The sequence below is a fragment of the Streptomyces sp. M41(2017) genome (assembly GCF_002078175.1).
Classification (GTDB): Bacteria; Actinomycetota; Actinomycetes; order Streptomycetales; family Streptomycetaceae; genus Streptomyces.
Genome location: NZ_MWFK01000002.1, coordinates 2,160,037 through 2,183,832, shown reverse-complemented (window position 1 = coordinate 2,183,832; position 23,796 = coordinate 2,160,037). Strand labels below are relative to the sequence as shown.

26 protein-coding genes are annotated in these 23,796 nt (G+C 72.9%); 17 read left to right on the top strand and 9 right to left on the bottom strand.

Annotation, left to right across the window (positions count from 1 at the left end):
- The first annotated feature begins 19 nt into the window (after window positions 1–19).
- On the top strand, window positions 20–1,423 hold the full coding sequence (locus B0675_RS35460) for a hypothetical protein (RefSeq protein ID WP_179165500.1): 1,404 nt from the start codon (window positions 20–22) through the stop codon (window positions 1,421–1,423).
- A 182-nt stretch (window positions 1,424–1,605) separates the two neighbouring features.
- Here the strand turns inward: B0675_RS35460 and B0675_RS35455 are convergent, their stop codons facing one another.
- Together B0675_RS35455 and B0675_RS35450 are read right to left on the bottom strand one after the other, a co-directional pair.
- Window positions 1,606–2,019 (bottom strand): VOC family protein, encoded by a 414-nt coding sequence (locus B0675_RS35455; protein WP_081224066.1) that lies wholly within the window; start codon window positions 2,017–2,019, stop codon window positions 1,606–1,608.
- Between the two features lie 139 nt (window positions 2,020–2,158).
- The gene (locus tag B0675_RS35450) at window positions 2,159–3,049 is read right to left on the bottom strand and encodes a neutral zinc metallopeptidase (protein ID WP_081224065.1); all 891 of its coding nucleotides are present in this window, start codon (window positions 3,047–3,049) and stop codon (window positions 2,159–2,161) included.
- A 325-nt stretch (window positions 3,050–3,374) separates the two neighbouring features.
- Between B0675_RS35450 and B0675_RS35445 the strand changes: the two genes are divergently transcribed.
- The 3 genes from B0675_RS35445 to B0675_RS35435 all read left to right on the top strand — a co-directional run bounded on the left by B0675_RS35445 (window position 3,375) and on the right by B0675_RS35435 (window position 6,504).
- Complete coding sequence (locus B0675_RS35445; RefSeq protein ID WP_081223691.1) at window positions 3,375–4,973, top strand: ABC-F family ATP-binding cassette domain-containing protein; 1,599 nt, start codon at window positions 3,375–3,377, stop codon at window positions 4,971–4,973.
- 362 nt (window positions 4,974–5,335) lie between these two features.
- Entirely contained in the window at window positions 5,336–5,557 is a 222-nt protein-coding gene (locus B0675_RS35440; RefSeq protein WP_006123601.1) for a helix-turn-helix domain-containing protein, read from the top strand.
- Between the two features lie 143 nt (window positions 5,558–5,700).
- On the top strand, window positions 5,701–6,504 hold the full coding sequence (locus tag B0675_RS35435) for an enoyl-CoA hydratase/isomerase family protein (RefSeq protein WP_081223690.1): 804 nt from the start codon (window positions 5,701–5,703) through the stop codon (window positions 6,502–6,504).
- A 133-nt stretch (window positions 6,505–6,637) separates the two neighbouring features.
- On the opposite strand, the gene B0675_RS35430 is transcribed toward B0675_RS35435, so the two are convergent.
- Window positions 6,638–7,387 carry a nucleopolyhedrovirus P10 family protein gene (locus B0675_RS35430; RefSeq protein WP_081223689.1) on the bottom strand — a complete coding sequence of 250 codons (750 nt, stop codon included), beginning with the start codon at window positions 7,385–7,387 and terminating at the stop codon, window positions 6,638–6,640.
- A gap of 88 nt (window positions 7,388–7,475) precedes the next feature.
- On the opposite strand from B0675_RS35430, the gene B0675_RS35425 reads away from it, so the two are divergent.
- The 5 genes from B0675_RS35425 (at window position 7,476) to amaP (ending at window position 9,916) form a co-directional block, all read left to right on the top strand.
- Window positions 7,476–7,958, top strand: a complete 483-nt coding sequence (locus B0675_RS35425; RefSeq protein ID WP_081223688.1) for an Asp23/Gls24 family envelope stress response protein — start codon at window positions 7,476–7,478, stop codon at window positions 7,956–7,958.
- 88 nt (window positions 7,959–8,046) lie between these two features.
- Window positions 8,047–8,232 (top strand): hypothetical protein, encoded by a 186-nt coding sequence (locus B0675_RS35420; protein WP_081223687.1) that lies wholly within the window; start codon window positions 8,047–8,049, stop codon window positions 8,230–8,232.
- Window positions 8,233–8,277: 45 nt separating this feature from the next.
- Window positions 8,278–8,658 (top strand): Asp23/Gls24 family envelope stress response protein, encoded by a 381-nt coding sequence (locus tag B0675_RS35415; protein ID WP_081223686.1) that lies wholly within the window; start codon window positions 8,278–8,280, stop codon window positions 8,656–8,658.
- Window positions 8,655–9,332 carry a DUF6286 domain-containing protein gene (locus B0675_RS35410; RefSeq protein ID WP_081223685.1) on the top strand — a complete coding sequence of 226 codons (678 nt, stop codon included), beginning with the start codon at window positions 8,655–8,657 and terminating at the stop codon, window positions 9,330–9,332. The genes B0675_RS35415 and B0675_RS35410 overlap by 4 nt, the downstream gene beginning before the upstream one ends.
- Window positions 9,329–9,916, top strand: coding sequence for an alkaline shock response membrane anchor protein AmaP (gene amaP / locus B0675_RS35405; protein ID WP_081223684.1), 588 nt, complete (start codon window positions 9,329–9,331; stop codon window positions 9,914–9,916). The genes B0675_RS35410 and amaP overlap by 4 nt, the downstream gene beginning before the upstream one ends.
- A gap of 9 nt (window positions 9,917–9,925) precedes the next feature.
- Here the strand turns inward: amaP and B0675_RS35400 are convergent, their stop codons facing one another.
- From B0675_RS35400 to B0675_RS35375, 6 genes are all read right to left on the bottom strand, one after another.
- Window positions 9,926–10,681, bottom strand: a complete 756-nt coding sequence (locus B0675_RS35400) for an SDR family oxidoreductase (RefSeq protein WP_081223683.1) — start codon at window positions 10,679–10,681, stop codon at window positions 9,926–9,928.
- 67 nt (window positions 10,682–10,748) lie between these two features.
- Window positions 10,749–12,572 (bottom strand): glycoside hydrolase family 15 protein, encoded by a 1,824-nt coding sequence (locus B0675_RS35395; protein WP_081224064.1) that lies wholly within the window; start codon window positions 12,570–12,572, stop codon window positions 10,749–10,751.
- A gap of 86 nt (window positions 12,573–12,658) precedes the next feature.
- Window positions 12,659–13,456, bottom strand: coding sequence for an SURF1 family protein (locus B0675_RS35390; RefSeq protein ID WP_081223682.1), 798 nt, complete (start codon window positions 13,454–13,456; stop codon window positions 12,659–12,661).
- 90 nt (window positions 13,457–13,546) lie between these two features.
- Window positions 13,547–13,780 carry a hypothetical protein gene (locus tag B0675_RS35385; RefSeq protein WP_081223681.1) on the bottom strand — a complete coding sequence of 78 codons (234 nt, stop codon included), beginning with the start codon at window positions 13,778–13,780 and terminating at the stop codon, window positions 13,547–13,549.
- Window positions 13,781–13,895: 115 nt separating this feature from the next.
- On the bottom strand, window positions 13,896–14,894 hold the full coding sequence (locus B0675_RS35380) for a DEDDh family exonuclease (RefSeq protein ID WP_081223680.1): 999 nt from the start codon (window positions 14,892–14,894) through the stop codon (window positions 13,896–13,898).
- A 271-nt stretch (window positions 14,895–15,165) separates the two neighbouring features.
- Window positions 15,166–15,783 carry a TetR/AcrR family transcriptional regulator gene (locus B0675_RS35375; RefSeq protein ID WP_081223679.1) on the bottom strand — a complete coding sequence of 206 codons (618 nt, stop codon included), beginning with the start codon at window positions 15,781–15,783 and terminating at the stop codon, window positions 15,166–15,168.
- Window positions 15,784–15,907: 124 nt separating this feature from the next.
- Here B0675_RS35375 and B0675_RS35370 point away from each other — a divergent pair, with 124 nt between their 5' ends.
- From B0675_RS35370 to B0675_RS35335, 8 genes are all read left to right on the top strand, one after another.
- Window positions 15,908–16,705, top strand: coding sequence for an acetoacetate decarboxylase family protein (locus B0675_RS35370; RefSeq protein ID WP_081223678.1), 798 nt, complete (start codon window positions 15,908–15,910; stop codon window positions 16,703–16,705).
- A complete protein-coding gene (locus tag B0675_RS35365) occupies window positions 16,705–17,589 on the top strand; it encodes an SDR family NAD(P)-dependent oxidoreductase (protein ID WP_081223677.1) in 885 nt (294 codons plus the stop codon). The genes B0675_RS35370 and B0675_RS35365 overlap by 1 nt, the downstream gene beginning before the upstream one ends.
- Before the next feature lie 9 nt (window positions 17,590–17,598).
- Complete coding sequence (locus B0675_RS35360; RefSeq protein WP_081223676.1) at window positions 17,599–18,882, top strand: amidohydrolase family protein; 1,284 nt, start codon at window positions 17,599–17,601, stop codon at window positions 18,880–18,882.
- Window positions 18,879–20,111 (top strand): amidohydrolase family protein, encoded by a 1,233-nt coding sequence (locus B0675_RS35355; RefSeq protein WP_081223675.1) that lies wholly within the window; start codon window positions 18,879–18,881, stop codon window positions 20,109–20,111. The genes B0675_RS35360 and B0675_RS35355 overlap by 4 nt, the downstream gene beginning before the upstream one ends.
- Window positions 20,112–20,205: 94 nt before the next feature.
- Window positions 20,206–20,916 (top strand): VIT family protein, encoded by a 711-nt coding sequence (locus B0675_RS35350; protein WP_081223674.1) that lies wholly within the window; start codon window positions 20,206–20,208, stop codon window positions 20,914–20,916.
- 142 nt (window positions 20,917–21,058) lie between these two features.
- A complete protein-coding gene (locus B0675_RS35345; RefSeq protein ID WP_081223673.1) occupies window positions 21,059–22,024 on the top strand; it encodes a sterol desaturase family protein in 966 nt (321 codons plus the stop codon).
- A complete protein-coding gene (locus tag B0675_RS35340) occupies window positions 22,021–22,692 on the top strand; it encodes a lysoplasmalogenase (RefSeq protein ID WP_081223672.1) in 672 nt (223 codons plus the stop codon). Before B0675_RS35345 ends, B0675_RS35340 begins: the two co-directional genes overlap by 4 nt.
- A 38-nt stretch (window positions 22,693–22,730) precedes the next feature.
- Complete coding sequence (locus tag B0675_RS35335) at window positions 22,731–23,774, top strand: zinc-dependent alcohol dehydrogenase family protein (RefSeq protein WP_081223671.1); 1,044 nt, start codon at window positions 22,731–22,733, stop codon at window positions 23,772–23,774.
- Window positions 23,775–23,796: the final 22 nt, after the last annotated feature.

Sequence of the window (23,796 nt, the reverse complement as noted above, 5' to 3'; positions counted from 1 at the left end):
CAACCGGAAGACTGCACCCGTGACGTCCCGTAACCCGCGCGACTCCAGGCTCCGACTCGTCAGCCCGCGGCCCCTCGCGGCCGCTCCCCGAGCGGTGACCCAGCGCCGCACATCGCGCCCCGCACCGCGACCGCCGGAGGGCACACCGCCGCCCGCGGAACTCGCCCGCATGGCACGCACCGGCCTGTCCGACGCGGCCCGCGTCGCCCGCTGGGCCGACGCCGCACTCCGTCCCGGGCGCGACGACGCGACTCCCGACGGCAAGGGCGCGCTCTCCGACGCGACCGCCGAACGGGCCGCCACCGAACTCGGGCTGACCCCGGTTCAGGTCCGCGCGGACTGGGACACCGCCCGGCTGGCCGGCCTCATCGAGGTGCACGGCGACAGCGCCCGCCCCGGCTGGCGGCTGCGCGCCTGGAGCCGCGACGACAGCGCCGTCCTGCGCGGCTGGGTCGCCCTCTTCGACGCCTGGTCGCTGGCCCACCCCGAACCCACGGACCGGGAACCGGCCGCCGTCGCCGAGGTCGTCTCCGCGATGCCCCAGGTGCTCTCCTTCCTCCAGCTCTCCGCCGGGCCCGTCCCCGTGGAGCAGCTCCTCGACCTGCTCGAACAGCGCGTCACGGAACTGCGCACCGAGCGCTGCGAGGTCGCCTACGGCCCGCAGCCCGAGCCGGCCCCGGAACCCGTCGAGACCCCGGACGCGCCCCTCGCGCCCCTCCTCGACTGGGCCCTGCGCGCCCTCGCATCCGTCGGCGCGCTGACCTACGGCGACGCACAGGCCACCCTCACCCCGCTCGGCAGCTGGGCGGTCTGGGTCAAGCTGGAGCAGATCTGCGTCGCCGCGCAGAGCCCCGCCGGGAACATCGAGCAGTCCGCCGAGGACATGCTGCGCGGCTGCGCCCAGCTCCGCCCCAACGCGGCCCGCGCCGAGTACCGCGCCTGGCTCGCCGCCCGCCCCGTCGGCAGCGCCGTCACCGAGCTCCTCGCCGCCGCCCGCGGCGAGGACGCACTCACCCGCGGCCTGGCCTTCGAGGCGCTGCGCGTGGTCGGTGCCCCCGCCGAGCCCGACGTACGCGCCGTGGCCGACGAGTCGTGGCTGCGCCCCTACGCCCTGCTGTGGCTCGCGGAGCACGAAGGTCACGACCCCGAGGACGCGCACGAGGTGCTCACCCGCGCCGAGTCCACCTGGCTGTGGGTCGACACGGCCGCGGCCGTCGCCGACCACGGCGACGCCCCGCTCCTCGTCCGCCACCTGGAGTCCGCGGTGCAGCCGACCGTGCCCGCACTCCTCGACGAGGTGCGCGCGGTCGGGCATCCGCGCACGGTGCAGGTGCTCGTCGCCCTCGCCGCCGCCCACCCGGACCCGGCCCTCGCCAAGGCCGTACGCCGGGCGGCCTTCCAGGTGCACACCGGCGGAAGCTGACCCGGAAGCCGCCGGAACCCGTCAGGAGCCGTACGAAGGCAGGGGCAGCGGCACGGCACGCGCCCGGCAGGCAGCGCTCCGAGGCGTCGCCCCGGCGGCTCGGGCCCGCCGGGCGGCGCGAGCCGCGGCCCCGCGAAGGAGGCCCCGCCCGACGGCGGGGGAGCGACGCCGCAGCGCGGCTCCTACGCCCCTATCTCCGGGGCGTACGTGCCGAAGCTCCAGATGTTGCCCTCGATGTCCCGGGCCATGTAGTCCCGCGAGCCGTAGTCCTGGTCGGTCGGGGCCATCAGGATCTCCGCGCCATGGTCCACGGCGTGCTGATGGTGGGCGTCGACGTCGTCCACGACGATGTACACCCCACACGGACCCGCGCTCTTCATCGCCTCGTCGAAACGGCCGCCGCGGCCCTTGGAGCCGAGCATCACCGCGCCGTTCCCCTGCACCAGCTCGGCGTGCATCACCGAACCGTCCTCGCCCTCGTAGACCGACAGCTCGGTGAAGCCGAAGGCCTCGGTGAGCTGCCTGATCGCCGCCTTCGCGTCGGCGTACAACAGCGAGGGATAGATGCTCGGGCGTCCGCCGTTCGTACCAGCCATGCCGATCACTCCGTCTCGTCACCACGCCGGAATCCGATCCGCTGCCCAGTCTGGCACCGGCCACCGACAACGCCCCGCCGACCGGAGACCGCCGCCCGGAACCTCTCCGCGGACCGGACGGCCCCGCCGGAGACCCCGCTCACCTGAACGTGTTGCACTGCGCCATGTCGCCGCTGCTGAAGCCCTGGTAGAACCACTGCTGCCGCTGCTGGGCCGACCCGTGCGTCCAGGTCTCCGGCGTCACCCGCCCCTGGTACCGCTGCTGGATCCGGTCGTCCCCGACCGCGGCCGCGGCGTCCAGACCGTCACGGATGTCGGCGTCCGTCAGCGAGGTCAGCAGCGGCTTGCCCGAGGACGTGGACGGGGTGGTCGTCGCGTGCCGCGCCCAGACACCCGCGTAGCAGTCGGCCTGGAGCTCCACCTTCACCGCGTTGCTGTTCGCGCCGGTCACCCCGTCCTGGGACCTGGCCAGCGTGCCCATCAGGTCCTGCACGTGATGCCCGTACTCGTGCGCCACCACGTAGGCCTGCGCGAACGGTCCGCCGCTGGAGCCGAACTTGGTGCGCAGCTCGTCGAAGAAGCCCAGGTCCAGATAGACCTTGCGGTCCCCGGGACAGTAGAACGGGCCCACGGCCGACGAGGCGGTCCCGCAGGCCGTGCCCACCCGGCCGCTGAAGAAGACGGTGGGGGAGCGGGTGTAGGTGCCGCCCCGGCGCGTGAACTCCTTCGCCCAGTACGTCTGGATGCTGTTGACCACCGCGACGACGCGGCAGTCCTCCTGGGCGTTCGCGTCCCGCCCGGTCCGGCAGGTCTGCTGCAACTGCGCCAGGGACGAGGAGGCCGGCGCCGGCTGGTCGCTGCCGGAGGACAGGCCGAGCTGGTCGGGACCGACCCCGAAGAACAGCCCGAGGAGCAGGGCGATCAGACCGGCGAGGCCACCGCCGACGGTCGCCCTGCCACCGGGGATGCGGCTGCCGCGCACATCCTGGACCTCGGACGTGTCCAGGTCCGCGTCGTCGTCGAACTGCATGGACACACCACCCTCTGCCGTACGCCGGTCGGTCGCTCCGTGGCGCCATCCTCGTACGCTCCGGGCCCCGCGGCCCCGGCCCGAGGGCCGAACGGGCTACGCCCGCGCCCGGCGGCCCTCGCGGCGGGATTCCCGGCCGGGCGGCCCGCGCCCTCACGCCCGCTCCGAGGGCCGCGGCGGGGCGAGCGTCACAGTGCCGGAGGCCCGCACACCGGAAAAGTGGTTGCACGGCCCCGTTAGACTTGGCCCATGGCCATTCTCCTCGCGCATTAGACGGCGGGAACGCCCTCAGCCGTCCACCGACCCCCAGCCCTGGAGTCTGTCCGTGATCTCCGCCTCCGGTATCGAGCTGCGTGCCGGCGCCCGCATCCTCATCGAGTCCGCCACCTTCCGCATCGCGAAGGGCGACCGCATCGGCCTCGTCGGCCGCAACGGCGCGGGCAAGACGACCCTCACCAAGGTCCTCGCCGGCCAGGGCCAGCCCGCCGCGGGCACCGTCACCCGCTCCGGCGAGGTCGGCTATCTGCCCCAGGACCCGCGCACCGGCGACCTCGACGTCCTCGCCCGCGACCGCGTCCTGTCCGCCCGCGGCCTGGACGTCCTGATCCGCAAGATGCGCGAGAACGAACAGCGCATCGCCAACGGCGCGGGCGCCACCCGCGACAAGGCCATGCGGCAGTACGAGCGCCAGGAGACGGAGTTCCTCACCAAGGGCGGCTACTCCGCCGAGGCCGAGGCGGCCACCATCGCCGCCGCGCTCAACCTGCCCGACCGGGTGCTCGGCCAGCCCCTGCACACGCTCTCCGGCGGTCAGCGCCGCCGTATCGAGCTGGCCCGCATCCTCTTCTCGGACGCCGACACCCTGCTGCTCGACGAGCCGACGAACCACCTGGACGCGGACTCGATCGTCTGGCTGCGCGACTACCTGAAGACGTACCGCGGCGGCTTCATCGTGATCTCCCACGACGTGGACCTCGTCGAGACGGTCGTCAACAAGGTCTTCTACCTGGACGCCAACCGCGCCCAGATCGACGTCTACAACATGGGCTGGAAGCTCTACCAGCAGCAGCGCGAGGCCGACGAGAAGCGCCGCAAGCGCGAGCGGCAGAACGCCGAGAAGAAGGCCGCCGCGCTGAACTCGCAGGCGGACAAGATGCGCGCCAAGGCCACCAAGACGGTGGCCGCGCAGAACATGGCCAAGCGCGCCGACAAGCTGCTCGCCGGCCTGGAGGCGGTCCGCGTCTCCGACAAGGTCGCCAAGCTGCGCTTTCCGGAGCCCGCGCCCTGCGGCAAGACCCCGCTCATGGCGGAGGGCCTGTCGAAGTCCTACGGCTCCCTGGAGATCTTCACCGACGTCGACCTGGCCATCGACAAGGGCTCCCGCGTCGTCATCCTCGGCCTGAACGGCGCCGGCAAGACGACCCTCCTGCGCCTGCTCGGCGGCGCCGAGAAGCCCGACACCGGCGAGGTCATCGAGGGCCACGGCCTCAAGCTCGGCTACTACGCGCAGGAGCACGAGACCCTCGACCCCGAGCGCACGGTGCTGGAGAACATGCGGTCCGCCGCCCCCGACCTGGACCTGGTCGAGGTCCGCAAGACGCTCGGCTCGTTCCTGTTCTCCGGCGACGACGTCGACAAGCCGGCCGGGGTGCTCTCCGGCGGTGAGAAGACGCGGCTCGCGCTCGCGACCCTCGTCGTCTCCTCCGCGAACGTCCTGCTGCTCGACGAACCGACGAACAACCTCGACCCGGCCAGCCGCGAGGAGATCCTCGGCGCGCTGCGCACCTACAAGGGCGCCGTCGTCCTCGTCACCCACGACGAGGGCGCCGTCGAGGCGCTCCAGCCGGAGCGGATCATCCTGCTGCCGGACGGCGTGGAGGACCTGTGGGGTTCCGACTACGCCGACCTGGTCGCTCTCGCCTGATCCCCCGCGAGGGGTCCGCACACCGAGATCGAATGACTGATCCACTGCGTATGGATCATTCGGCCGATTCGTGATCCATCATCTGTGTGAGATCTCCTCGTACCGAGGTGTGTCCTACACCGATTTTCCGGCCGAGCCCTGTCTTCTCCAGGGCTCGGCCGTTCTGCGTCGCTGACCAGGTATTTCGCGGAAGAACCCGTTCGGCGGTACGGAACGCACCAGCCGGAACCACTGATTCCACTCGTGGGGACGGGCTCCTGTCGTCAAAACCTTGTCTTACGGACCTTGCCGAATGGGTGGCCATGACGCCCGGGAGGGGTGATCATGAGAGTCCAGAGCGCACTTCCCATGAGGAGGCACGGGTGGCCGAGACTCTGAAGAAGGGCAGCCGGGTAACCGGCGCCGCGCGCGACAAGCTCGCGGCAGACCTGAAGAAGAAGTACGACTCCGGTGCGAGCATCCGAGCGCTGGCCGAAGAGACCGGCCGTTCGTATGGCTTCGTGCACCGGATGCTCAGCGAGTCGGGCGTCACGCTCCGAGGGCGTGGCGGAGCGACGCGGGGCAAGAAGGCCGCTTCGGCCTGAGGCCGGGCGTCCCCATCGGCTTCGGTGGTGACCACCCGGTCGGTCGGGCGACCGACCGGGTGGTTACTGTGCAGTCACTTAGATGTGCCCTCGTGCTTCACGAGGTGCACACCTGAACCGACCGCACCCACCGGAGGCACCCCATGGCTTCGCCCGACAAGGAACTCGAACCGGTACTCGACAAGGACGGCGTACGGCTCACCGTCGACGACGCGATCGCCACGGTGACCCTGACCAACCCGGCCAAGCGCAACGCCCAGAGTCCTGCTCTGTGGCGGGCGTTGACGCAAGCCGGCCGGTCACTGCCGGGCTCCGTCCGGGTCGTCGTGCTGCGCGCCGAAGGCCAGTCCTTCTCCGCGGGGCTCGACCGGCAGGCGTTCACGCCCGAGGGCTTCGACGGCGAACCGTCGTTCATCGATCTCGCACGCGGATCCGACGCCGAACTCGACGCGACCATCGCCGAGTATCAGGAGGCGTTCACCTGGTGGCGGCGCAGCGACCTCGTGTCGATCGCCGCCGTACAGGGGCATGCCATCGGTGCCGGATTCCAGCTCGCCCTCGCGTGTGATCTGCGCGTCGTCGCCGACGACGTGCAGTTCGCCATGCGCGAGACCAGCCTCGGCCTCGTGCCCGACCTCACCGGCACGCACCCCCTGGTGAGTCTCGTCGGATACGCCCGCGCCCTGGAGATCTGCGCGACCGGCCGCTTCGTCCTCGCCGAGGAGGCGGAGCGCACCGGACTCGCCAACCTCGCGGTGCCCGCGGCGCAGCTCGACGACGCGGTCCGTGACCTCACCGCGGCGCTGGTGGCCGCCCCGCGCGACGCCGTGATCGAGACGAAGGCCCTGCTGCGCGGCGCCCAGGAGCGTTCCTACGAGGACCAGCGCACCGCCGAACGCGCCGCGCAGGCCCGTCGTCTCCGGGACCTCGCCGGCGTCGGCGACTGACCACGACGACCGGGGCGCGTCCGTACGGTCCCGTCCTGCGGACCGTCGTCGCGCCCCCGGCCGACGAAGTGAAGGCCGGCGAAGTGAAGCGAACGCCCGGCGCCGACGGGCCCGGCGTTCCGCTCGTACCGGGTCAGCCGACGGCGGTCACCAGGACCGCCACGGACGGGGTGTCCCGAGCCGCCTCCGCGACCGCCGCCCTGACCGCGCGGGCCACCTCCACCGCCCGGAAGCCGGCCGAGACCGCGAGTTCCACGCGGACGTGACGGCGGGGCACGGCCGACTCCGCGGTGGCGGGAGTCCCGATGTCCACCGATCGGCCCAACGCGTCCGTCAGACGGGTGACACCCGCGACGCCCCGGACGACGGCGGCGATCCGTGCCTCTTCCGGACCGTCCGGGACCTTCGGCTCCTCGGGCGCGACACCCTCCCGTTCGCCCTGCTCGTCCTTCCGGGACGTCAGCTGCGCGTCCGTCAGCAGGTCCGTCACCTGGAGGTCCACCTCGCTCACGTCGAGGCCTAGGCGCTGGGTCGCCGCGGCCGACAGGGCGAGCCGCAGCCGCTCCGCGGTCGCCGGCAGCGAGTCGGCCCCCGGGGCCGCGGGATCCGCCGCCGCCCCGAACTCCGCCGTCACCCGCAGGGGACCGGGCGCGAGGCCGCTCGGCGGGGCCGGCACGGCGGAGGCGTACGGCCCGTCCGGATCGGCGAGCGCGATCCGCAGCGCGCCGAGGCGCACGCCGTCCACGGTCGTCGCCGCCCGCCGCAGCACGGCGTCCGCGGCGCTCTCCGTGATCCACGCGCCGTCGCGCGAAAGGCCCAACGGCAGCAGCCTGCCGAGTCCGAGCTGATTCCGTACCACTTGCGCCCACCGGTCCGCGGTCATGGCCCCAGCCTGCCCCATCACCGGGCGCGCGACCGCGCGACCCGACCTACTGTGGCCTCAGGAGGACGACCGAAAGGGACGTACGGCAATGACCGATATGACCGAGCGGAACCGGACGGACAGCCCCGACGCCGAGAAGGAGGCCGGGCGCAGGCCCACCAAGCGCGGCGGCGGGGACCCCGCCACGCGCGGGCGGACCACCATCGCCGACGGTGTCGTGGAGAAGATCGCCGGGCTCGCCGCGCGGGACGTCGTCGGCGTCCACGCGATGGGCAGCGGGATGAGCCGGACCATCGGCGCGATGCGCGACCGGGTGCCCGGCACCAGCAGCAGCAAGTCCGTGACCCGTGGTGTGAAGGCCGAGGTCGGCGAGGTGCAGACCGCCCTCGACCTGGAGATCGTCGTCGACTACGGCGTCTCCATCGCCGACGTGGCGCGTGACGTGCGCGAGAACGTCGTCGCCGCCGTCGAGCGCATGACCGGCCTCGAAGTGGTCGAAGTCAACATCGCGGTGAGTGATGTGAAGCTTCCCGAGGAAGAAGACGAGGAACCGGAGTCCCGTCTCCAGTGACGCCCGGGTCACCGGAACGCCCCGTCCCACCACCCGGCCACCGGGTCACGCGTGATCACACGGCCGCCGAACCGCTGAGGAGCGCACCATGAGCTTGGCCGTTGTCGGCATGATCGCCGGTATGGCGCTGGCCTTCGCCGGGTACTTCGGCGGATTCGGCGCCTTTCTCCTGGTGGCCGCTCTGGGCGCCGTCGGGTTCTTCGTCGGACGGTTCCTCGAGGGGGACCTGGACGTGGGCGACCTGTTCCGCGCCCGTGACGACCGGCGGCGGTGACCCGTGCCAGGTCAGGTCGACCGGCTCGATGAGACCCGGCCGGGCGTGACGACCGTGGTGGCGCCCGAGCGGGGCGCCACCCGGATCGCCGACCGGGTCGTCGCGAAGATCGCGTCGCAGGCGGCGCGCGAGGCACTCCCGCCGCTGCCGCCCGACGCCGTGCCCCCGCACGCGACCGTCGTCGTCCGGAGGCAGTCGTCCGGCGCCGGGGGAGAGGGCGACCGTCCGACGCACAGCGCCCAGGTCCGGGTCAGTCTCGAACTCGGATACCCCTCCGACATCGGTGGCCAGTGCAACGCGGTGCGTCGTCATGTCGCGGAGCGGGTAGAGGCGTTGGCGGGAATGGAAGTGCCGGAGGTCGCCGTCCAGGTGGAGCGGCTGCACCTGGCACACGGGCCGGGTTCGGTACAGGGGAGGACGCGATGAGCGAGCCCCAGGGCTCCGAGAACACCCGGAAGCTGCCGGTGCTGGAGAAGCCGGACGACGCCGGCGGGCTCGGCCAGTCCGCTTCGGCGGCGGCCTACGAACCGCTGGAGACGCTGGACGACAAGGACGCCCGACAGGGCCGCTTCTGGTCCGCGCGACGCGTTCCGGCGTGCGTCCTCGCGATCCTGCTCTTCGTGATCGCCGGATTCTTCCTGTACGACGTCGCGGCCGTCCGCGCCGGGCGCTCCGCGCTCGAACTGCGCAAGTGGTTCGCCCGGCAGCTCGCCGAGCGGCCTCTCGACGACACCGCCGTCCTCGTGGGCGCCGGCATCGCCGCCGCGCTCGGGCTCTGGCTGATCCTGCTCGCCGCCACCCCCGGACTGCGCGACGTGCTGCCCATGCGGCGCACCCACCGCGACGTACGGGCCGGGCTGCACCGGGGAGCCGCCGCGATGGCCCTGCGCGACCGCGCCATGGAGGTCGCCGGCGTCCAGTCGGTCCGGGTCCGCGTGAAGCGGCGCAAGGTCGACGTCCGCGCGGTGTGCCACTTCCGCGAACTCGACGACGTCCGTGCCGACCTGGACTCCACGCTCACCGACGGCATCCAGGGACTGGGGCTGTCCCGCTCACCGGGCCTCTCGGTGCGGGTCGCCCGTCCCGGACGGAAGGGGTGAGGTCCGTGCGCCGGACCGTCAACCGCGTACTGATCGGGCTGGCCGGACTCGTCCTGCTCGCCCTCGGCGGCTCCGTCCTCGCCATCGGGCTCGGCGTCAAGCCGCCCTCGTGGTGGATCCACGACGGACGTCACGACGTGCTCCTCAGCACCGCCGAACGGACCAAGTGGCGCGACCAGGGCTGGTGGTGGCCCGTCGTCATCGCCGCCCTCGCGGTCCTCGTGCTGCTCGCCCTGTGGTGGCTGTTCGCCGACCTCCGGCGCCGGCGCCTCGCCGAGGTGCTCGTCGACACCGGTGACGGAGAGGGCGCCCTGCTGCGCGGGCGGGCGCTGGAGAGCGTGCTGGCCGCCGAGGCCGACGGGCTGGGCGGCGTCGACACGGCCCGGGTCCGCCTGACCGGCCGCCGCACCCTGCCCGAGGCGCACGTACGACTCCTGCTGGAACCGCACGTCGACCCCGGACAGGCGCTGCACCAGCTGACCGTCGAGGCCCTCGCGCACGCGCGGAACTCGGCGGGGCTCGCGGCGCTCCCGGCGGAGGTGCGGCTGCGCGGCGTCAAGCACCGCGCGGAGCGCGTGACCTGAGCGGACCGGTCAGAACCCGCTGCGCATCCCGCCGTCGACCGGAACCATGATGCCGGTCAGGTACGAGGCGGCGGGGGAGAGCAGGAACGCGGCCGTGCGGCCGAACTCCTCCGGGGTGCCGTAGCGGCGCAGCGGGATACGCGACTCGTTGGCCGCCCGGGTGGCCTCGGGGTCGGCCGACAGACCGTCCAGCTCGCGGACCCGGTCCGTGTCGATGCGTGAGGGCAGCAGTCCGACGACGCGGATGCCGCGCGGGCCCAGCTCGTCCGCGAGGGACTTGGCGAAGCCCGCGAGGCCCGGACGCAGTCCGTTGGAGATGGTGAGCCCGCCGATCGGCTCGTACACCGAGCCGGAGAGCACGAAGCCGACGGCGCCGCCCGCGCCGAGTTCCGCGGCGGCCGCGCGGGCCAGCCGCACCGCGCCGAGGAAGACCGACTCGAAGGCGGCCGTCCACTGCTCGTCGGTGTTGTCCGCGGCGAAGCCCGGCGGCGGTCCGCCGACGCTGATGAGGATGCCGTCGAAGGCGCCGAAGTGCTCCCGGGCGGCCGCGATCAGGCGGGCCGGGGCCTCGGGGTCGGCGTTGTCCGCCGCCACCCCGACGGCGTTCGGGCCGAGCGCGGCGGCGGCGTCGGCCGCGCTCTTCGCGTCGCGCCCGCTCAGCACCACCTTCGCGCCGTCGGCGACGAGTTCCCGCGCGGCGGCGTTGCCCAGGCCACGGGTGGCACCCGTGACGACGTACACACGATCCTTCAGTCCAAGATCCATGGCGCCCATCCTCCCCCATGCCGTGGGCCGTCTCCAGGGTGGGCGCCGCCCGGGCGGGCGGAGCCCACTACGCCCCGTCGGGTGTGCCCCCGCCCTCCACCGGCGGGTTCGCGGGCGGTACCCCGAAGAGGCTGAGGGCGGTCACCACCAGGCCGATGTGGCTGAACGCCTGCGGGAAGTTGCCGAGCTGGCGCTCCGCGACGGGGTCGTACTCCTCGGACAGCAGCCCCACGTCGTTGGTGAGACCGACCAGCCGCTCGAACAGCTCGCGCGCCTCCTGCGTACGGCCCGTCAGATACAGGGCGTCGGCGAGCCAGAACGAGCAGACGACGAAGGTGCCCTCGTCACCGGGGAGCCCGTCGACATCGGTCGTCGCCGCGCTGTAGCGGCGCACCAGGAGACCGTCGGGCGCGAGTTCGGCACGGACCGCGTCCACCGTGCCGATCACCTTCGGGTCGTCGGCGGGCAGGAAGCCGACATGGGGGATGAGCAGCAGGGCGGCGTCGAGTTCCGCCGAGCCGTAGGACTGGGTGAACGTGTTGCGTTCGGCGTCGAAGCCGCGCTCGCACACCTCGCGGTGCACCGCGTCGCGCATCGCCCGCCAGCCCTCCAGGTCGCCTTCGAGCGACGGGTCCTCCTCCAGGGTGCGCACGGCGCGGTCGGCGGCCACCCAGGCCATCACCTTGGAGTAGACGAAGTGCCGGCGCGGGCCGCGGATCTCCCAGATCCCCTCGTCCGGCTGCCGCCACGCCACCCGCAGGAAGTCCATCATGGCGCACTGCACCCGCCACATGTGCGGCCTCGACGGCAGGCCCGAACGCCGCGCGAGCCACAGCGAGTCGATGACCTCGCCGTACACGTCGAGCTGCAACTGCTCGACGGCGCTGTTGCCGACCCGGACGGGCGAGGAGCCCGCGTACCCGGACAGCCACGGGATCTCGTACTCCGACAGCCGGCGTTCGCCCGACAGGCCGTACATGATCTGCAGGTCCGCCGGGTCGCCCGCGACCGCCCGCAGCAGCCAGTCGCGCCAGGCCTCGGCCTCCTCCTGATAGCCGGCCGCGAGCAGCGCCCCCAGGGTGAGCGTGGAGTCGCGCAGCCAGCAGTAGCGGTAGTCCCAGTTGCGGACACCGCCCAGCTCCTCGGGGAGCGAGGTGGTCGGGGCGGCCACGATGCCGCCGGTCGGCGCGTAGGTGAGGGCCTTCAGCGTGAGCAGGGAGCGCACGACGACGTCCCGGTGCGGTCCCTCGTAACGGCAGCGGGCGGCCCACGCCCGCCAGTCCGTGACGCTCGTCTCCAGCGACGCGAAGGGATCGCTGAGCGGCGGGCGCGGGCGGTGCGAGGGATGCCAGGTCAGGACGAAGGCGACCTTCTGACCCGCCTCGACGGTGAACTCGGAGTAGGTGCGGAAGTTCTTGCCCCAGGTGGGGACGGGCGGCTCGCTGCGCAGCCACACCGAGTCCGGGCCCGCGACCGCCACCCGGTGCCCGTCCGACTTCCGCATCCAGGGGACGACCGACCCGTAGTCGAAGCGCAGCTGGAGCCGGCTGTTCATCCGCACCCGGCCGCCGAGTCCCTCGACGACGCGCACGAGATCGGGGGCGTGCTCCCGTTGCGGCATCAGGTCGGTCACCCGGACGGACCCCTCGGCGGTGTCCCACTCGGTGTCGAGCACCAGGGTGTCGGGGCGGTACGCGCGCCGGGTGCACACGTCGGCGCCCTCGGGCGCGATCCGCCAGTGGCCGTTGCCCTCGTCGCCCAGCAGGGCCGCGAAGCAGGCGGCGGAGTCGAAGCGGGGAAGGCACAGCCAGTCGACGGACCCGTCGCGGCCCACCAGAGCGGCGGTCTGTTCGTCCCCGATGAGCGCGTAGTCCTCGATGCGTCGGTGCACGGAGGACCGGTTCCCGACCGCGGCGAGCGCCAATCGGGCCGCCGGAGTGGCAGGAGCGGCGACAGCGCTCCGGGGAGCGGATGCTCCTAGACGCCCGCCGGCTCCGCTTCCTCTTCCGGGGCCGTCGCCGCGGCCGCGGCCTCCGCGCGGTCACGGCGCTCACGGCGGACCAGGACCACCCAGCCGAAGGGGACGCCCGCGGAGAACAGCCACCACTGGATCGCGTACGCCATGTGCGGACCGATGTCGCTGTGCTCGGGGTCCGGGATCAGTTCCGGGGAGTCGCCCCCGGGACGCGGCGCGGTCTGCTCGACGTAGCCGCCGAGGACCTCCTCGCCGAGCCGCTGCGCCTGCTGCCGGCTGTTGATCAGCATGACCTGACGGTCGGGCAGCCCGCGGACGTTCTTGATGCCGCTGTCGGCGGTCGTCTGGTCGGCCATCAGCCGGCCGGTGACGGTGATCTCGCCGCGCTCGGGGGCGGGGATCTTCGGGAAGGCGGTCTGCGCGCCGTCCGCCGGGACCCAGCCGCGGTTGACCAGGAGGACCCGGCCGTCGGTCAGCACGAACGGCGTCAGGACGTGATAGCCGACCTCGCCGTCGGAGTTGGTGCGGCGGCGGACGACCTCTTCGTGCGCGGTGTCGAAGTGCCCCGTGGCACTGACGCGGCGGTACAGGTCGTCGTGCCGGATGTGCCGGCCCGGCGCGGTGAGCGTCTCGGCGGGTACCGGCTTCGCCGCCAGCGAGTCGGAGATCACCGTGTTCAGGGCGACCTTGTGCTCGTGCCGGTGCAGCTGCCAGAAGCCCAGCTTGATCATCGTGGGGACGAGCACGAGGGCCACGAGGGTGAGGATCACCCACTGCCGGGACAACAGGAAGCGGTACACCCCATTGACGGTACTCGGCACGGTTTCGGCCCCCGACGGGAGGGTCCCGCCGAGGGCCGCGCGTGGCCTGCTCCCGAGGTGGTCCGAGGCTCAGACCTTGTCGACGACCCCCGTCCTGCCCTCCGCGCGGGCGCAGTGCGCGCCGCAGTACCAGTGGCCCTCGACCTCGACGCCCTGGCCGATGACCTGCACCCGACAGTGCTCGCAGATCGGGGCCATCCGGTGGATCGCGCAGGAGAAGCAGTCGAAGACGTGCACCGCGCCCTGCGCGTGCACCTCGAAGCTCATTCCGTAGTCATTGCCGCATACTTCGCATCTCGCCATGCGCCACAGGGTGGAGTGCCGCGGCGGCGCGGGCGAGCGGGGGCCGGGCGAGTCGCGCGTCAATCACCCGTACGCCCGTCACTCTCCCGTGCCCGTTCGGCCACCCGTACGTCCGTCACCCGTGCGACGCGGGTTCGACGTCGTGCAGCAGCTGTCCGAACGCGGCCTCGTCGATCACCGGCGTCCCGAACTGCCGGGCCTTGACGACCTTCGACGTGGCGGCGTCGGGGTCGTTCGTCACGAGCAGGCTGGTGAGCCGGGACAGGCTCGTCGCGACGTGCAGTCCCGCCTCCACGGCGCGGTCCTCCAGCAGTTCGCGGTCGACGGAGGTGTCCCCCGAGAACGCGACGCGCATGCCCTGCTTGAGTGGTTTGCCCGACTCGTACCGCCCGGGGTTGGGATAGGGGCATGCCGGACGCTTGCGCGAGGGGCGCCAACTCCCCGAGGGGTAGCCGCCCGACGCGTACCCTCCGGCCTGCCGGCCGATCCGGGGCGCCGACGGGCTGCCGGACCACTCCTTGAGCGGCAGGCATTCGAGGAGGGGCAGGCGCACCCCGTCGCGCGCCGCGGCCCGCAGGCTCGGCCGGAACGCCTCGGCCAGCACGCGGGCGTCGTCCAGTGCGTGGTGCGCACGCTGCTGCACGACCCCGAAATGCGCGGCCAGCGACTCCAGCTTGTGGTTGGGCAGCGGCAGGCCCAGCTCCTTGGAGAGGGCGATGGTGCACAGCCGCTGACGCACCGGCGCCTCGCGCTCCGCGCGCGCGTACTCGCGGGCGATCATCGACCAGTCGAAGACCGCGTTGTGCGCGACGAGGACGCGGCCGTCGAGCCGTGCGGCGAACTCCTCGGCGATCTCCGGGAAGAGGGGCGCCCCTTCGAGCATGTCGCTGGTGAGCCCGTGGATCCACACCGGGCCCGGGTCGCGCTCGGGATTGACCATCGTGTACCAGTGGTCCTCGACCTCGCCGCGCGCGTCCAGCCGGTAGACGGCGGCGGAGATTATCCGGTCGTCGCGGGCCAGTCCTGTGGTCTCCACGTCAACGACCGCGTATCCCTGCGGATACGCGGCCGGCCAGGAGGCTGGGGACGCTGCGGTCGTGAGGTCTTCGAGCATGGTCACTGAGGATACGGGCCGTGACTGACAGCTCCGCTGCCGCCTTCCCGGAACGCGGCACTCCCCGGGCCCCGGACGTGGCACCGCGCGCGGGACCTCCCGCACGGGTGTGTTGTGCCCCGGAGTTGACGCCGGGGCGCCCCCGGGACGGCTGCCGGGACGGGTGCGGGTGCGGGATCTCGGCCCGGTGCCGCCATGACGTCCCCGCCCTCGGCGGCCCGTGTCCGCCGTCGGCCGGGCCGGCCGACGGCCGCGCTCTCCGTGCTCCGGGTCAGCCGGCCAGCAGGGCCTCCACCAGTGCCCGTACGGACACGACGAACAGCCGCTCCGGGTCGGCCGGCCGGCTCAGTGCGCGTGCCAGGGCGGGGTCGCCCTGTGCGGTCCGCACGTCCCACAGTTCCTCCTCGGCGGGCCGCTGCACGGGAGCGCGCTCCCGGTTGCGCTCGACGAGGACGAAGCCGACGACCTGGAAGAGCACCGCGCGGACGACCTCGGCCGCCCGCGCCCCGCGCAGCCCCGCCGCGTGCACCTCGCGCACCAGGGCCTGCCGGGCGGGCAGGAACATCCGTTCGGTGAGGCCGCGTTCGTGGACCATCGCCACGAGGTGGGGATGCTCCAGCAACTGTCGGCGCAGGGCCCGGGCGACCGAGACGACGCGGGCGGCGGGTGTGCGCCCGGCGGCCCGGATCTCGCCGAGGTCGGCCACGGTGCGTTCGACGAGGGCGTCGAGAAGCGACTCCCGGTTGCCGACGTGCCAGTAGATCGAGGTGACGGCGGTGCCCAGCTCGGCGGCGAGCCCTCGCATCGTCAGGGCGTCCGGACCGTGCCGCTTCACCAGACCTGCGGCGGTCTCCAGGACCTCCTCGCGGGTGAGTGCGGGTCTTCCCATGGCGCTCCCCGATTCCGTGCCTGCACGTGTCTTCACCCTTCGAGCAGTCTGCTGTAACTGTGTTACAGGCGCCAGTGACGGACCATCAGAAAGCTGCTGCTTCCCCCGCGAAGGGCGGTACGACATGGCACGAGTGAGGTACGGGGCACGCACCGAGGCGGAGATCGCCGCCGCGCGCACCGCGAACTCCCGGCTCCCCGACATCTGGTCCACCGGAGTGGTGGCCGTCTGGGAGAGCGACCCGGACGCGGTCGCGGCGGTCCTGCCGCCGCCGCTGAAGCCCACCGCGCGGCCCCTGGTCCGCGTGAACATCAGCAAGGTCGATCTGCCCGGATACCCGCTGGGCGCCGGCTCGTTCGCCGTCGCCGCCGCGCACGACGGCGTCGAGGGCTGGTACCCGCTGGTCATGCCGATGACCCACGAACGGGCCCTGACCGGCGGGCGCGAGGTCTTCGGGGAACCCAAGAAGCTCGGCGAGGTGACGGTCGAGCGGGACGGGCTCGTGGTGCGTGCCGCCCTCGCCCGGCACGGCATCGCCTTCGTCGAGGTGCGCGGCGCGGTGAGCGGCGACCTGCCGCTGCCGGACCCCGCGCGCAAGACCGACTTCTACTTCAAGTTCCTTCCCGCGGTGGACGGTTCGGGATTCGACCTCGACCCGGTCCTCGTGCACTGCGTGCGCAACGAGAAGGTCCGCCGGCTGGAGCGCGTCACCGGTGACGTCGTCCTGCGCGAGTCGATGTACGACCCGGTCGCCGACCTCCCCGTCCGCCGGCTCGTGGAGATCACCATCGGCGAGAAGACCACCGACCAGCAGGGCAGGGTCGTCGAACGCGTCAGCGCGCAGGCCCTGCTGCCGTACGTCCACCAGCGCTACGACGACCCCCGGCAGATCCTCGACGGCCCGCCCGAAGGGAGCGTGTGATGGACCTGCGCGCGGGACAGGTCGCCGTGGTCACCGGAGCCGCGAGCGGCATCGGGCTGGCGATGGCGCGACGGTTCGCCGCCGAGGGACTGAAGGTGGTCCTCGCCGACGTCGAGGAGGGAGCGCTGGACAAGGCCGCCGCGGAACTGCGCGAGGACGGCGCGGACGTGCACGCGCGCGTGGTGGACGTCGGTGAGCGCTCCGAGGTCGTCGCGCTCGCCGAGGACGCCTACAGCGCGTACGGCGCGGTGCACGTCCTGTGCAACAACGCGGGCGTCGGCTCCGGCGCCGAGGGCCGCATGTGGGAGCACGACCCGAACGACTGGAAGTGGGCCTTCGCCGTCAACGTGTGGGGCGTCTTCCACGGCGTCCAGGCGTTCGTCCCCCGGATGATCGCCGCCGGTGAGCCGGGCCACGTCGTCAACACCTCGTCCGGCGACGGCGGGATCGCCCCGCTGCCCACCGCCTCCGTCTACGCCGTCACCAAGGCCGCCGTGGTGACGATGACCGAGTCGCTGTACGCCCATCTGAAGGCGGAGCACGCGCGCGTGGGTGCCTCCGTCCTCTTCCCCGGACCCCACATGCTCCGCACCGGCCTGTGGGAGTCCCACCGCAACCGTCCCGAGCGCTACGCCAAGGCGCGGCCCCGGAAGACCCCGTACCGCAGCCTCGGCCAGTGGGAGGCCGCGATGAGGGAGTCGGGCCACGACGTCCAGTTCACCCCCGTGGAACAGGTCGCCGACCTCGTCGCCGAGGGAATCCGCCGGGACCGCTTCTGGCTGCTGCCCGAGAGCGAGCACAGCGACCGGCAGATCCGTGCCCGGTCGCAGTCGATGCTCGACCGGGCCGATCCGTCCTACCTGGAAAGCTTCATCCTCGACTGAGGGGGCGCGGTGACCGCACAGGACCCGTATCTGATCATCTCCTCCGACTGCCACGCCGGACTCCCCACCGAGGAGTACCGGCCCTACCTGGACGCCCGGTTCCACCGGGACTTCGACGAGTTCCTCGCGGGCCAGGGCCGGCGCCGCGAGGAGATGACCCGCCTCGGCATCCGCAACGAGACGTTCGCCGACAAGTGGTTCGAGGACAACGAGGAAGGTCTGCGCGGCGGTTGGGACACCGCGCAGCGCCTCAAGGAACTCGACGGCGACGGGGTGGCCGCCGAGGTCGTCTTCCCCGACGCGGACGCCGTCGACAGCCGCACCGCCGCGCCCTTCGGGGTCGGCCTCGGCCTCTCCGGCGACCAGGACCCGGACCTCGGCATGGCGGGCGCGCAGGCCCACAACCGCTGGCTCGCCGAGTTCGTCTCCGAACACCCCGAACGGCACTGCGGGGTGGCACTGCTGCCGGTCACGGGCGAGACCGGCCGGGTCGTCGCCGAGGTGCACCGGGCCAGGGAGTCGGGCCTCGGCGCCCTGATGATCCCGTCCATGTGGGTCGACAAGGAGCCCTACCACGACCGCCGTTACGACCCGGTGTGGGCGGCGGCCGCCGAGTGCGGGATGCCCGTGCTCACCCACTCCGGCGCCGCACCCCGCCACGAGTACGGCGACCACCTCGGGATCTACGTCTCCGAGGTCACCTGGTGGCCCGCCCGCCCCCTCTGGTTCCTGCTCTGGTCCGGAGTCTTCGAACGGCACCCCGGACTCCGCTTCGGTGTCGCGGAGTCCGGCTGCTGGTGGCTGCCCAACCTGCTGTGGTTCATGGACCGGCTCTACCTCGGCGCGCACGGCGGCAAGAAGCTATCGCCCTTCGCCGAACTGAAACGGCCCCCGCACGAGTACCTGGACCGCCAGGTGTTCGTCTGCGCGACCAACACCAAACGCCGCGAACTCGCTCAGCGCTACGAGATCGGCGTCGACAACATCCTCTGGGGCAGCGACTTCCCGCACCCCGAGGGCACCTGGCCCGACACCCGCGCCTGGCTGGCGAGGACCTTCCACGACATCCCGGTGGCGGAGACCCGCCGCATGCTCGGACTCGCCGCGGCCGAGGTGTTCGGCTTCGACGTCACCGAACTCGCCCCGCTCGCCCGGCGGATCGGACCCACACCCGCCGACCTCGGCCAGCCGGAGGACCAGTCGGCGGTCGAGGCGTCCTGGGCGCGCTCGCGCGAGGTCGGCCGCCACTGGCTGACCGACCACGACTTCCCCGACCTGGGGGTGACCCCGTGACCACCGACGACCGCTACACCGTCATCTCCGCCGACTGCCACGCCGGCGCCGACCTCCTCGACTACCGGCCGTACCTGGAGCGCGCCCACCACGACGACTTCGACGCCTGGGCGGCCACGTACGTCAACCCCTACGAGGACCTCCTCGCCGAGACCGCCGACCGGAACTGGAACTCCGCGCGGCGCCTCGCGGAGCTGGAGGAGGACGGCATCGTCGCGGAGGTCGTCTTCCCGAACACTGTGCCGCCCTTCTTCCCCTCGGCGTCCCTGATGGCCCCGGCCCCGACCGCGGCGGAGTTCGAGCAGCGCTGGGCGGGGCTGCGCGCCCACAACCGCTGGCTCGCGGACTTCTGCGCCGCGGCACCCGGCCGGCGCGCGGGCGTCTTCCAGATCCTCCTGAACGACGTCGGCCGAGCGGTCGAGGAGATCCACCGGTCCGCCGACGCCGGCCTGACGGGCGGCCTGCTGCTGCCCGGCACACCCCCCGGCTCCGGCCTGCCCGAGCTGTACTCGACGGCGTACGACCCGATCTGGGCGGCCTGCGCCGAACGCGGCGTCCCGGTCAACCACCACGGAGGCTCGGCCTCGCCGCCCCTCGGCGACGAACCGGCGGCCCGCGCTGTCTTCATGGTGGAGACGACCTGGTTCTCCCACCGGGCCCTGTGGCACCTGGTGTTCGGCGGAGTGTTCGGCCGCCACCCCGGCCTGCGGCTGGTCCTCACCGAACAGGGCTCGGGCTGGATCCCCGGGGTGCTCGACATGCTGGACTACTACCACCGCCGGCTGGTCGCGGCGGCCGGCCGGGCGGCGACGGCGGAGTCCCGGTTCGGCGCCGGGCTGGGCGAGGCGATGGGCAAGGGCCCCTCCCAGGTGTGGCGCGACCACTGCTTCGTCGGCGCCAGCTTCATGCGCCCTCACGAGGTCCCGCTGCGCGACCGCATCGGCCTCGACAAGATCATGTGGGGCAGCGACTACCCGCACGACGAGGGCACCCACCCCTACACCCGTGAAGGCCTGCGGATCGCGTACGCGGGACTGCCCCGCGAGGAGGTCGCCGCCATGGTCGGCGGCAACGCGGCCCGCGTCTACGGGTTCGACCTCGCCCACCTCGACGGGATCGCCGCGAAGGTCGGCCCCACGGTGGCCGAGATCGCCGAACCCCTCGTCACCCCGCCCGCCGACGCGACGAGCCCGGCGTTCGCGAGAGGAGGCTCGGTCCGGGTGTGGTGAGGGCACCCCGGTAGGCCCCGGCACCGTACACACGGACCGGAGAACCATCGGGTCGGTGCGGCGCGCCCCGACCCCGGGGTGCGATCCTCCCCGTGTGACGGAACCGACGCACGACGAGGCCCACGGCGGCACACTCGGCTCGCGGCTCAACTGGCTCCGGGCCGCCGTCCTGGGCGCCAACGACGGCATCGTGTCCACCGCCGGCCTCGTCGTCGGCGTGGCCGGCGCCACCGACAACCGCTCCGCCCTGCTCACCGCGGGCCTCGCGGGACTGCTCGCCGGGTCGATGTCGATGGCCGCGGGCGAGTACGTGTCCGTCTCCACCCAGCGCGACTCGGAACTCGCCGCGCTGGCCATGGAGCGACGCGAACTCAGGGACGCGCCCGAGGCCGAACTGGAGGAGCTGACCGGACTCCTCGAACAACGCGGCCTGTCACGGCAGGTGGCCCGCGAGGCGGCCGAACAGCTCACCGAACGCGACGCCCTGAAGGCCCACGCCTCCGTCGAACTCGGCATCGACCCCGACGACCTCACCAACCCGTGGCACGCCGCCTGGGCGAGCTTCCTCGCGTTCACCGCCGGCGCGCTGCTGCCGCTGCTCGCGATCGTCCTGCCCCCGGCGGCCTGGCGGCTCGGCGTCACCGTGGTCTGCGTACTGGCCGCACTCGCCCTCACCGGCTGGAGCAGCGCACGGCTCGGCGCGGCGGACCCGCGCCGCGCGGTGCTGCGCAACATGGCCGGGGGAGCGCTCGCCATGGCCGTGACGTACGCGGCCGGAGCACTGCTCGGAGCGGCGGGCGTGTGAACGCCCGGCCCGGCACCGGACGCCGCACGGCGAACTCCGGCGACCGGGACGGAAAACCGGCGGAAGGCAAACACCCACCGCCGGTCATACTTGTCGGTAACAGCATCTAGCCGCGGCCGACCAGCGCCTCTACGGTGCATCCATGCCGAACCTGCCCGACGTCGTGCTGTGGTCGATACCCGCCTTCGTGCTGCTCGCCGTGATCGAGATGGTGAGCGTCCGGCTCCATCCGGACGACGACGCCGCGGGCTACGAGCCGAAGGACTCCGCCACCAGCGTCGGCATGGGCCTCGGCAGCCTCTTCTTCGACTTCCTGTGGAAGTTCCCGATCGTCGCGATCTACGCGGCGGTGTACGAACTGACGCCGCTGCGCGTACCGCTCCTGTGGTGGACGGTCCCGCTGATGCTGCTCGCGCAGGACTTCTTCTACTACTGGGCCCACCGCGGCCATCACGTCGTCCGCGTCCTGTGGGCCTGTCACGTCGTCCACCACTCCAGCCGGAGGTTCAACCTCACCACCGCGCTGCGCCAGCCGTGGACCGGCTGGACGTCCTGGCCCTTCTACCTCCCCGTGATCGCGCTCGGCGTGCACCCCGCCGCCCTCGCGTTCTGCTCGTCCGTGAACCTCGTCTACCAGTTCTGGATCCACACCGAGCGCATCGACAAGATGCCCCGCTGGTTCGAGTTCCTCCTCAACACGCCCTCCCACCACCGTGTCCACCACGCGTCCCAGGGCGGCTACCTGGACCGCAACTTCGGCGGCATCCTCATCGTCTGGGACCGGCTCTTCGGATCGTGGGCGGCGGAGACCGACCGGCCCGTCTACGGGCTCACCAAGAACATCACCACCTACAACCCGCTGCGCGTGGCCACCCACGAGTACGCCGCCATCGCCCGGGACGTGAAGGCCGCGACGACCTGGAGCGAACGCGCCGGACGTGTCCTGCGCGGCCCCGGCTGGCAGCCCGCGCCCCCGGCCACGACCCCGGTCTCCGAGCCCGCCGCTTCCGCCTCCGCCTCGACGCCCGCCACCTCTGCCACCGCCCCTGCCTCCGCCTCGACGCCCGCCGCCTCCGCCTCGGCCCCGGTCTCCGAGCCCGCCGCGTGACCCCGCGCTCCACCCGGCTGCTGCTCGGCGCCTTCGCCCTGGCGACGGCCGTGGACGTCCTCTCGCTCGCCGTCGGGTACGAGCCCGGGCACCTCGTCGCCAAACCGCTCCTCATGCCCCTGCTCGCCGCGTACGCCGCCGTCCGCGGCGGACCCCGGCTGCTGATCGCCGCGCTGCTCCTCGGCTGGGCCGGCGACCTGGCCCTCCTCTCCGACGCCGACGCCGCCTTCCTCGCCGGCATGGCCTCGTTCGCGGCGGGACACGTCTGCTACCTCGTGCTCTTCCGGCGGACGGCCCGGGCCCGCGGCCCTTGGCCGTCCATCGCGTACGCCGTCGTCCTGACCGTCCTCGTCGTCCTGCTCTGGCCCGGGCTGCCGGCGGGGCTCCGCGTGCCCGTCGCCGGCTACAGCCTGCTGCTGACCGCGATGGCCTGCGGAGCCACCCGCCTGGGACCCGTCACCGGGCTCGGTGGCGCCCTCTTCATGCTCTCCGACACCCTCATCGCCACCGGTGTCGCCGACCGGCCGCAGCCACCGAACCCCGCCTTCTGGATCATGCTCACATACGCGGCGGCCCAGTTCCTGCTGGTCCGAGGCGTGCTCGGACCCCTCGACGGCTCGCCCGCGTCCGCGGCGGCGTACGGTGGTATGCGCTCGACCACCCCCTGAGCACACACCCCGCACACCGCACGAGAGGGACCCTCGCCATGCGCGCCACCACCATCCACGCCCCGTTCGACATGCGGGTGGAGGACGTGCCCGAGCCCATGGTGCAGCTGCCCACCGACGCCGTCGTCCGCGTGCTGCGCTCCTGCATCTGCGGCAGCGACCTGTGGGCGTACCGCGGTGAGGCGGCCCGCCAGGCCGGCCAGCGGATCGGGCACGAGTTCCTCGGCATCGTCGAGGAGACCGGCTCCGAGGTGGCCGGCGTCCGGCGCGGCGACCTGGTCGTGGCCCCCTTCATGTGGTCCGACGGCGTCTGCGACTTCTGCCGCGAGGGACTCACCACCTCCTGCGAGCACGGCGGCTTCTGGGGTTCCGTCGGCTACGACGGCGGCCAGGGCGAGGCCGTCCGCGTCCCCTTCGCCGACGGCACGCTCGTCCGGCTCCCCAAGGAAGCCGCCTCCGACGACCACCTGCTCTCCGCGCTGCTGACCCTCTCCGACGTCCTCGGCACCGGCCATCACGCGGCCCTCGGCGCCGGCGTCCGCAAGGGATCCACCGTCGCCGTCGTCGGCGACGGTGCCGTCGGCCTGTGCGCCGTACTGGCCGCCAAGCGCCTCGGCGCCGACCGGATCATCGCCCTCGGCCGGCACGCGGCACGGACGGACATCGCGCGCCGCTTCGGCGCCACGGACGTCGTCGCCGAACGCGGTGAGGCGGCCGTCGAGGCCGTGCGCGAGCTGACCCGCGGCCAGGGTGCGATGTGCGTCGTCGAGGCCGTCGGCACCGAGCAGTCCATGAGCACGGCCGTGAACATCACCCGCGACGGCGGCGCCATCGGCTTCGTCGGCGTGCCGCACGGCAGCGGGACGGGCCTCGACCTCGGCGTCATGTTCGACCGCAACGTCGCCCTGCGCGGCGGCGTCGCCCCCGTACGGTCCTACATCCCCGAGCTGCTGCCCGACGTCCTCGACGGCACCGTCGACCCGTCGCCGGTCTTCGACATGACCGTCGGCCTGGAGGGCGTGCCCGAGGGCTACAAGGCGATGGACGAGCGGACCGCTCTCAAGGTCATCGTCACGCACTGAGGTCCGCCGCCGGGCTGCCGGC

Excerpts from the sequence above, each read along its gene's own strand:
- B0675_RS35455 (WP_081224066.1), bottom strand. The coding sequence starts at position 2,019 with ATGGCTGGTACGAACGGCGGACGCCCGAGCATCTATCCCTCGCTGTTG.
- B0675_RS35450 (WP_081224065.1), bottom strand. The coding sequence starts at position 3,049 with ATGCAGTTCGACGACGACGCGGACCTGGACACGTCCGAGGTCCAGGAT.
- B0675_RS35435 (WP_081223690.1), top strand. The coding sequence starts at position 5,701 with ATGGCTTCGCCCGACAAGGAACTCGAACCGGTACTCGACAAGGACGGC.
- B0675_RS35430 (WP_081223689.1), bottom strand. The coding sequence starts at position 7,387 with ATGACCGCGGACCGGTGGGCGCAAGTGGTACGGAATCAGCTCGGACTC.
- B0675_RS35425 (WP_081223688.1), top strand. The coding sequence starts at position 7,476 with ATGACCGATATGACCGAGCGGAACCGGACGGACAGCCCCGACGCCGAG.
- B0675_RS35420 (WP_081223687.1), top strand. The coding sequence starts at position 8,047 with ATGAGCTTGGCCGTTGTCGGCATGATCGCCGGTATGGCGCTGGCCTTC.
- B0675_RS35410 (WP_081223685.1), top strand. The coding sequence starts at position 8,655 with ATGAGCGAGCCCCAGGGCTCCGAGAACACCCGGAAGCTGCCGGTGCTG.
- B0675_RS35400 (WP_081223683.1), bottom strand. The coding sequence starts at position 10,681 with ATGGATCTTGGACTGAAGGATCGTGTGTACGTCGTCACGGGTGCCACC.
- B0675_RS35385 (WP_081223681.1), bottom strand. The coding sequence starts at position 13,780 with ATGGCGAGATGCGAAGTATGCGGCAATGACTACGGAATGAGCTTCGAG.
- B0675_RS35380 (WP_081223680.1), bottom strand. The coding sequence starts at position 14,894 with ATGCTCGAAGACCTCACGACCGCAGCGTCCCCAGCCTCCTGGCCGGCC.
- B0675_RS35375 (WP_081223679.1), bottom strand. The coding sequence starts at position 15,783 with ATGGGAAGACCCGCACTCACCCGCGAGGAGGTCCTGGAGACCGCCGCA.
- B0675_RS35370 (WP_081223678.1), top strand. The coding sequence starts at position 15,908 with ATGGCACGAGTGAGGTACGGGGCACGCACCGAGGCGGAGATCGCCGCC.
- B0675_RS35365 (WP_081223677.1), top strand. The coding sequence starts at position 16,705 with ATGGACCTGCGCGCGGGACAGGTCGCCGTGGTCACCGGAGCCGCGAGC.
- B0675_RS35345 (WP_081223673.1), top strand. The coding sequence starts at position 21,059 with ATGCCGAACCTGCCCGACGTCGTGCTGTGGTCGATACCCGCCTTCGTG.
- B0675_RS35335 (WP_081223671.1), top strand. The coding sequence starts at position 22,731 with ATGCGCGCCACCACCATCCACGCCCCGTTCGACATGCGGGTGGAGGAC.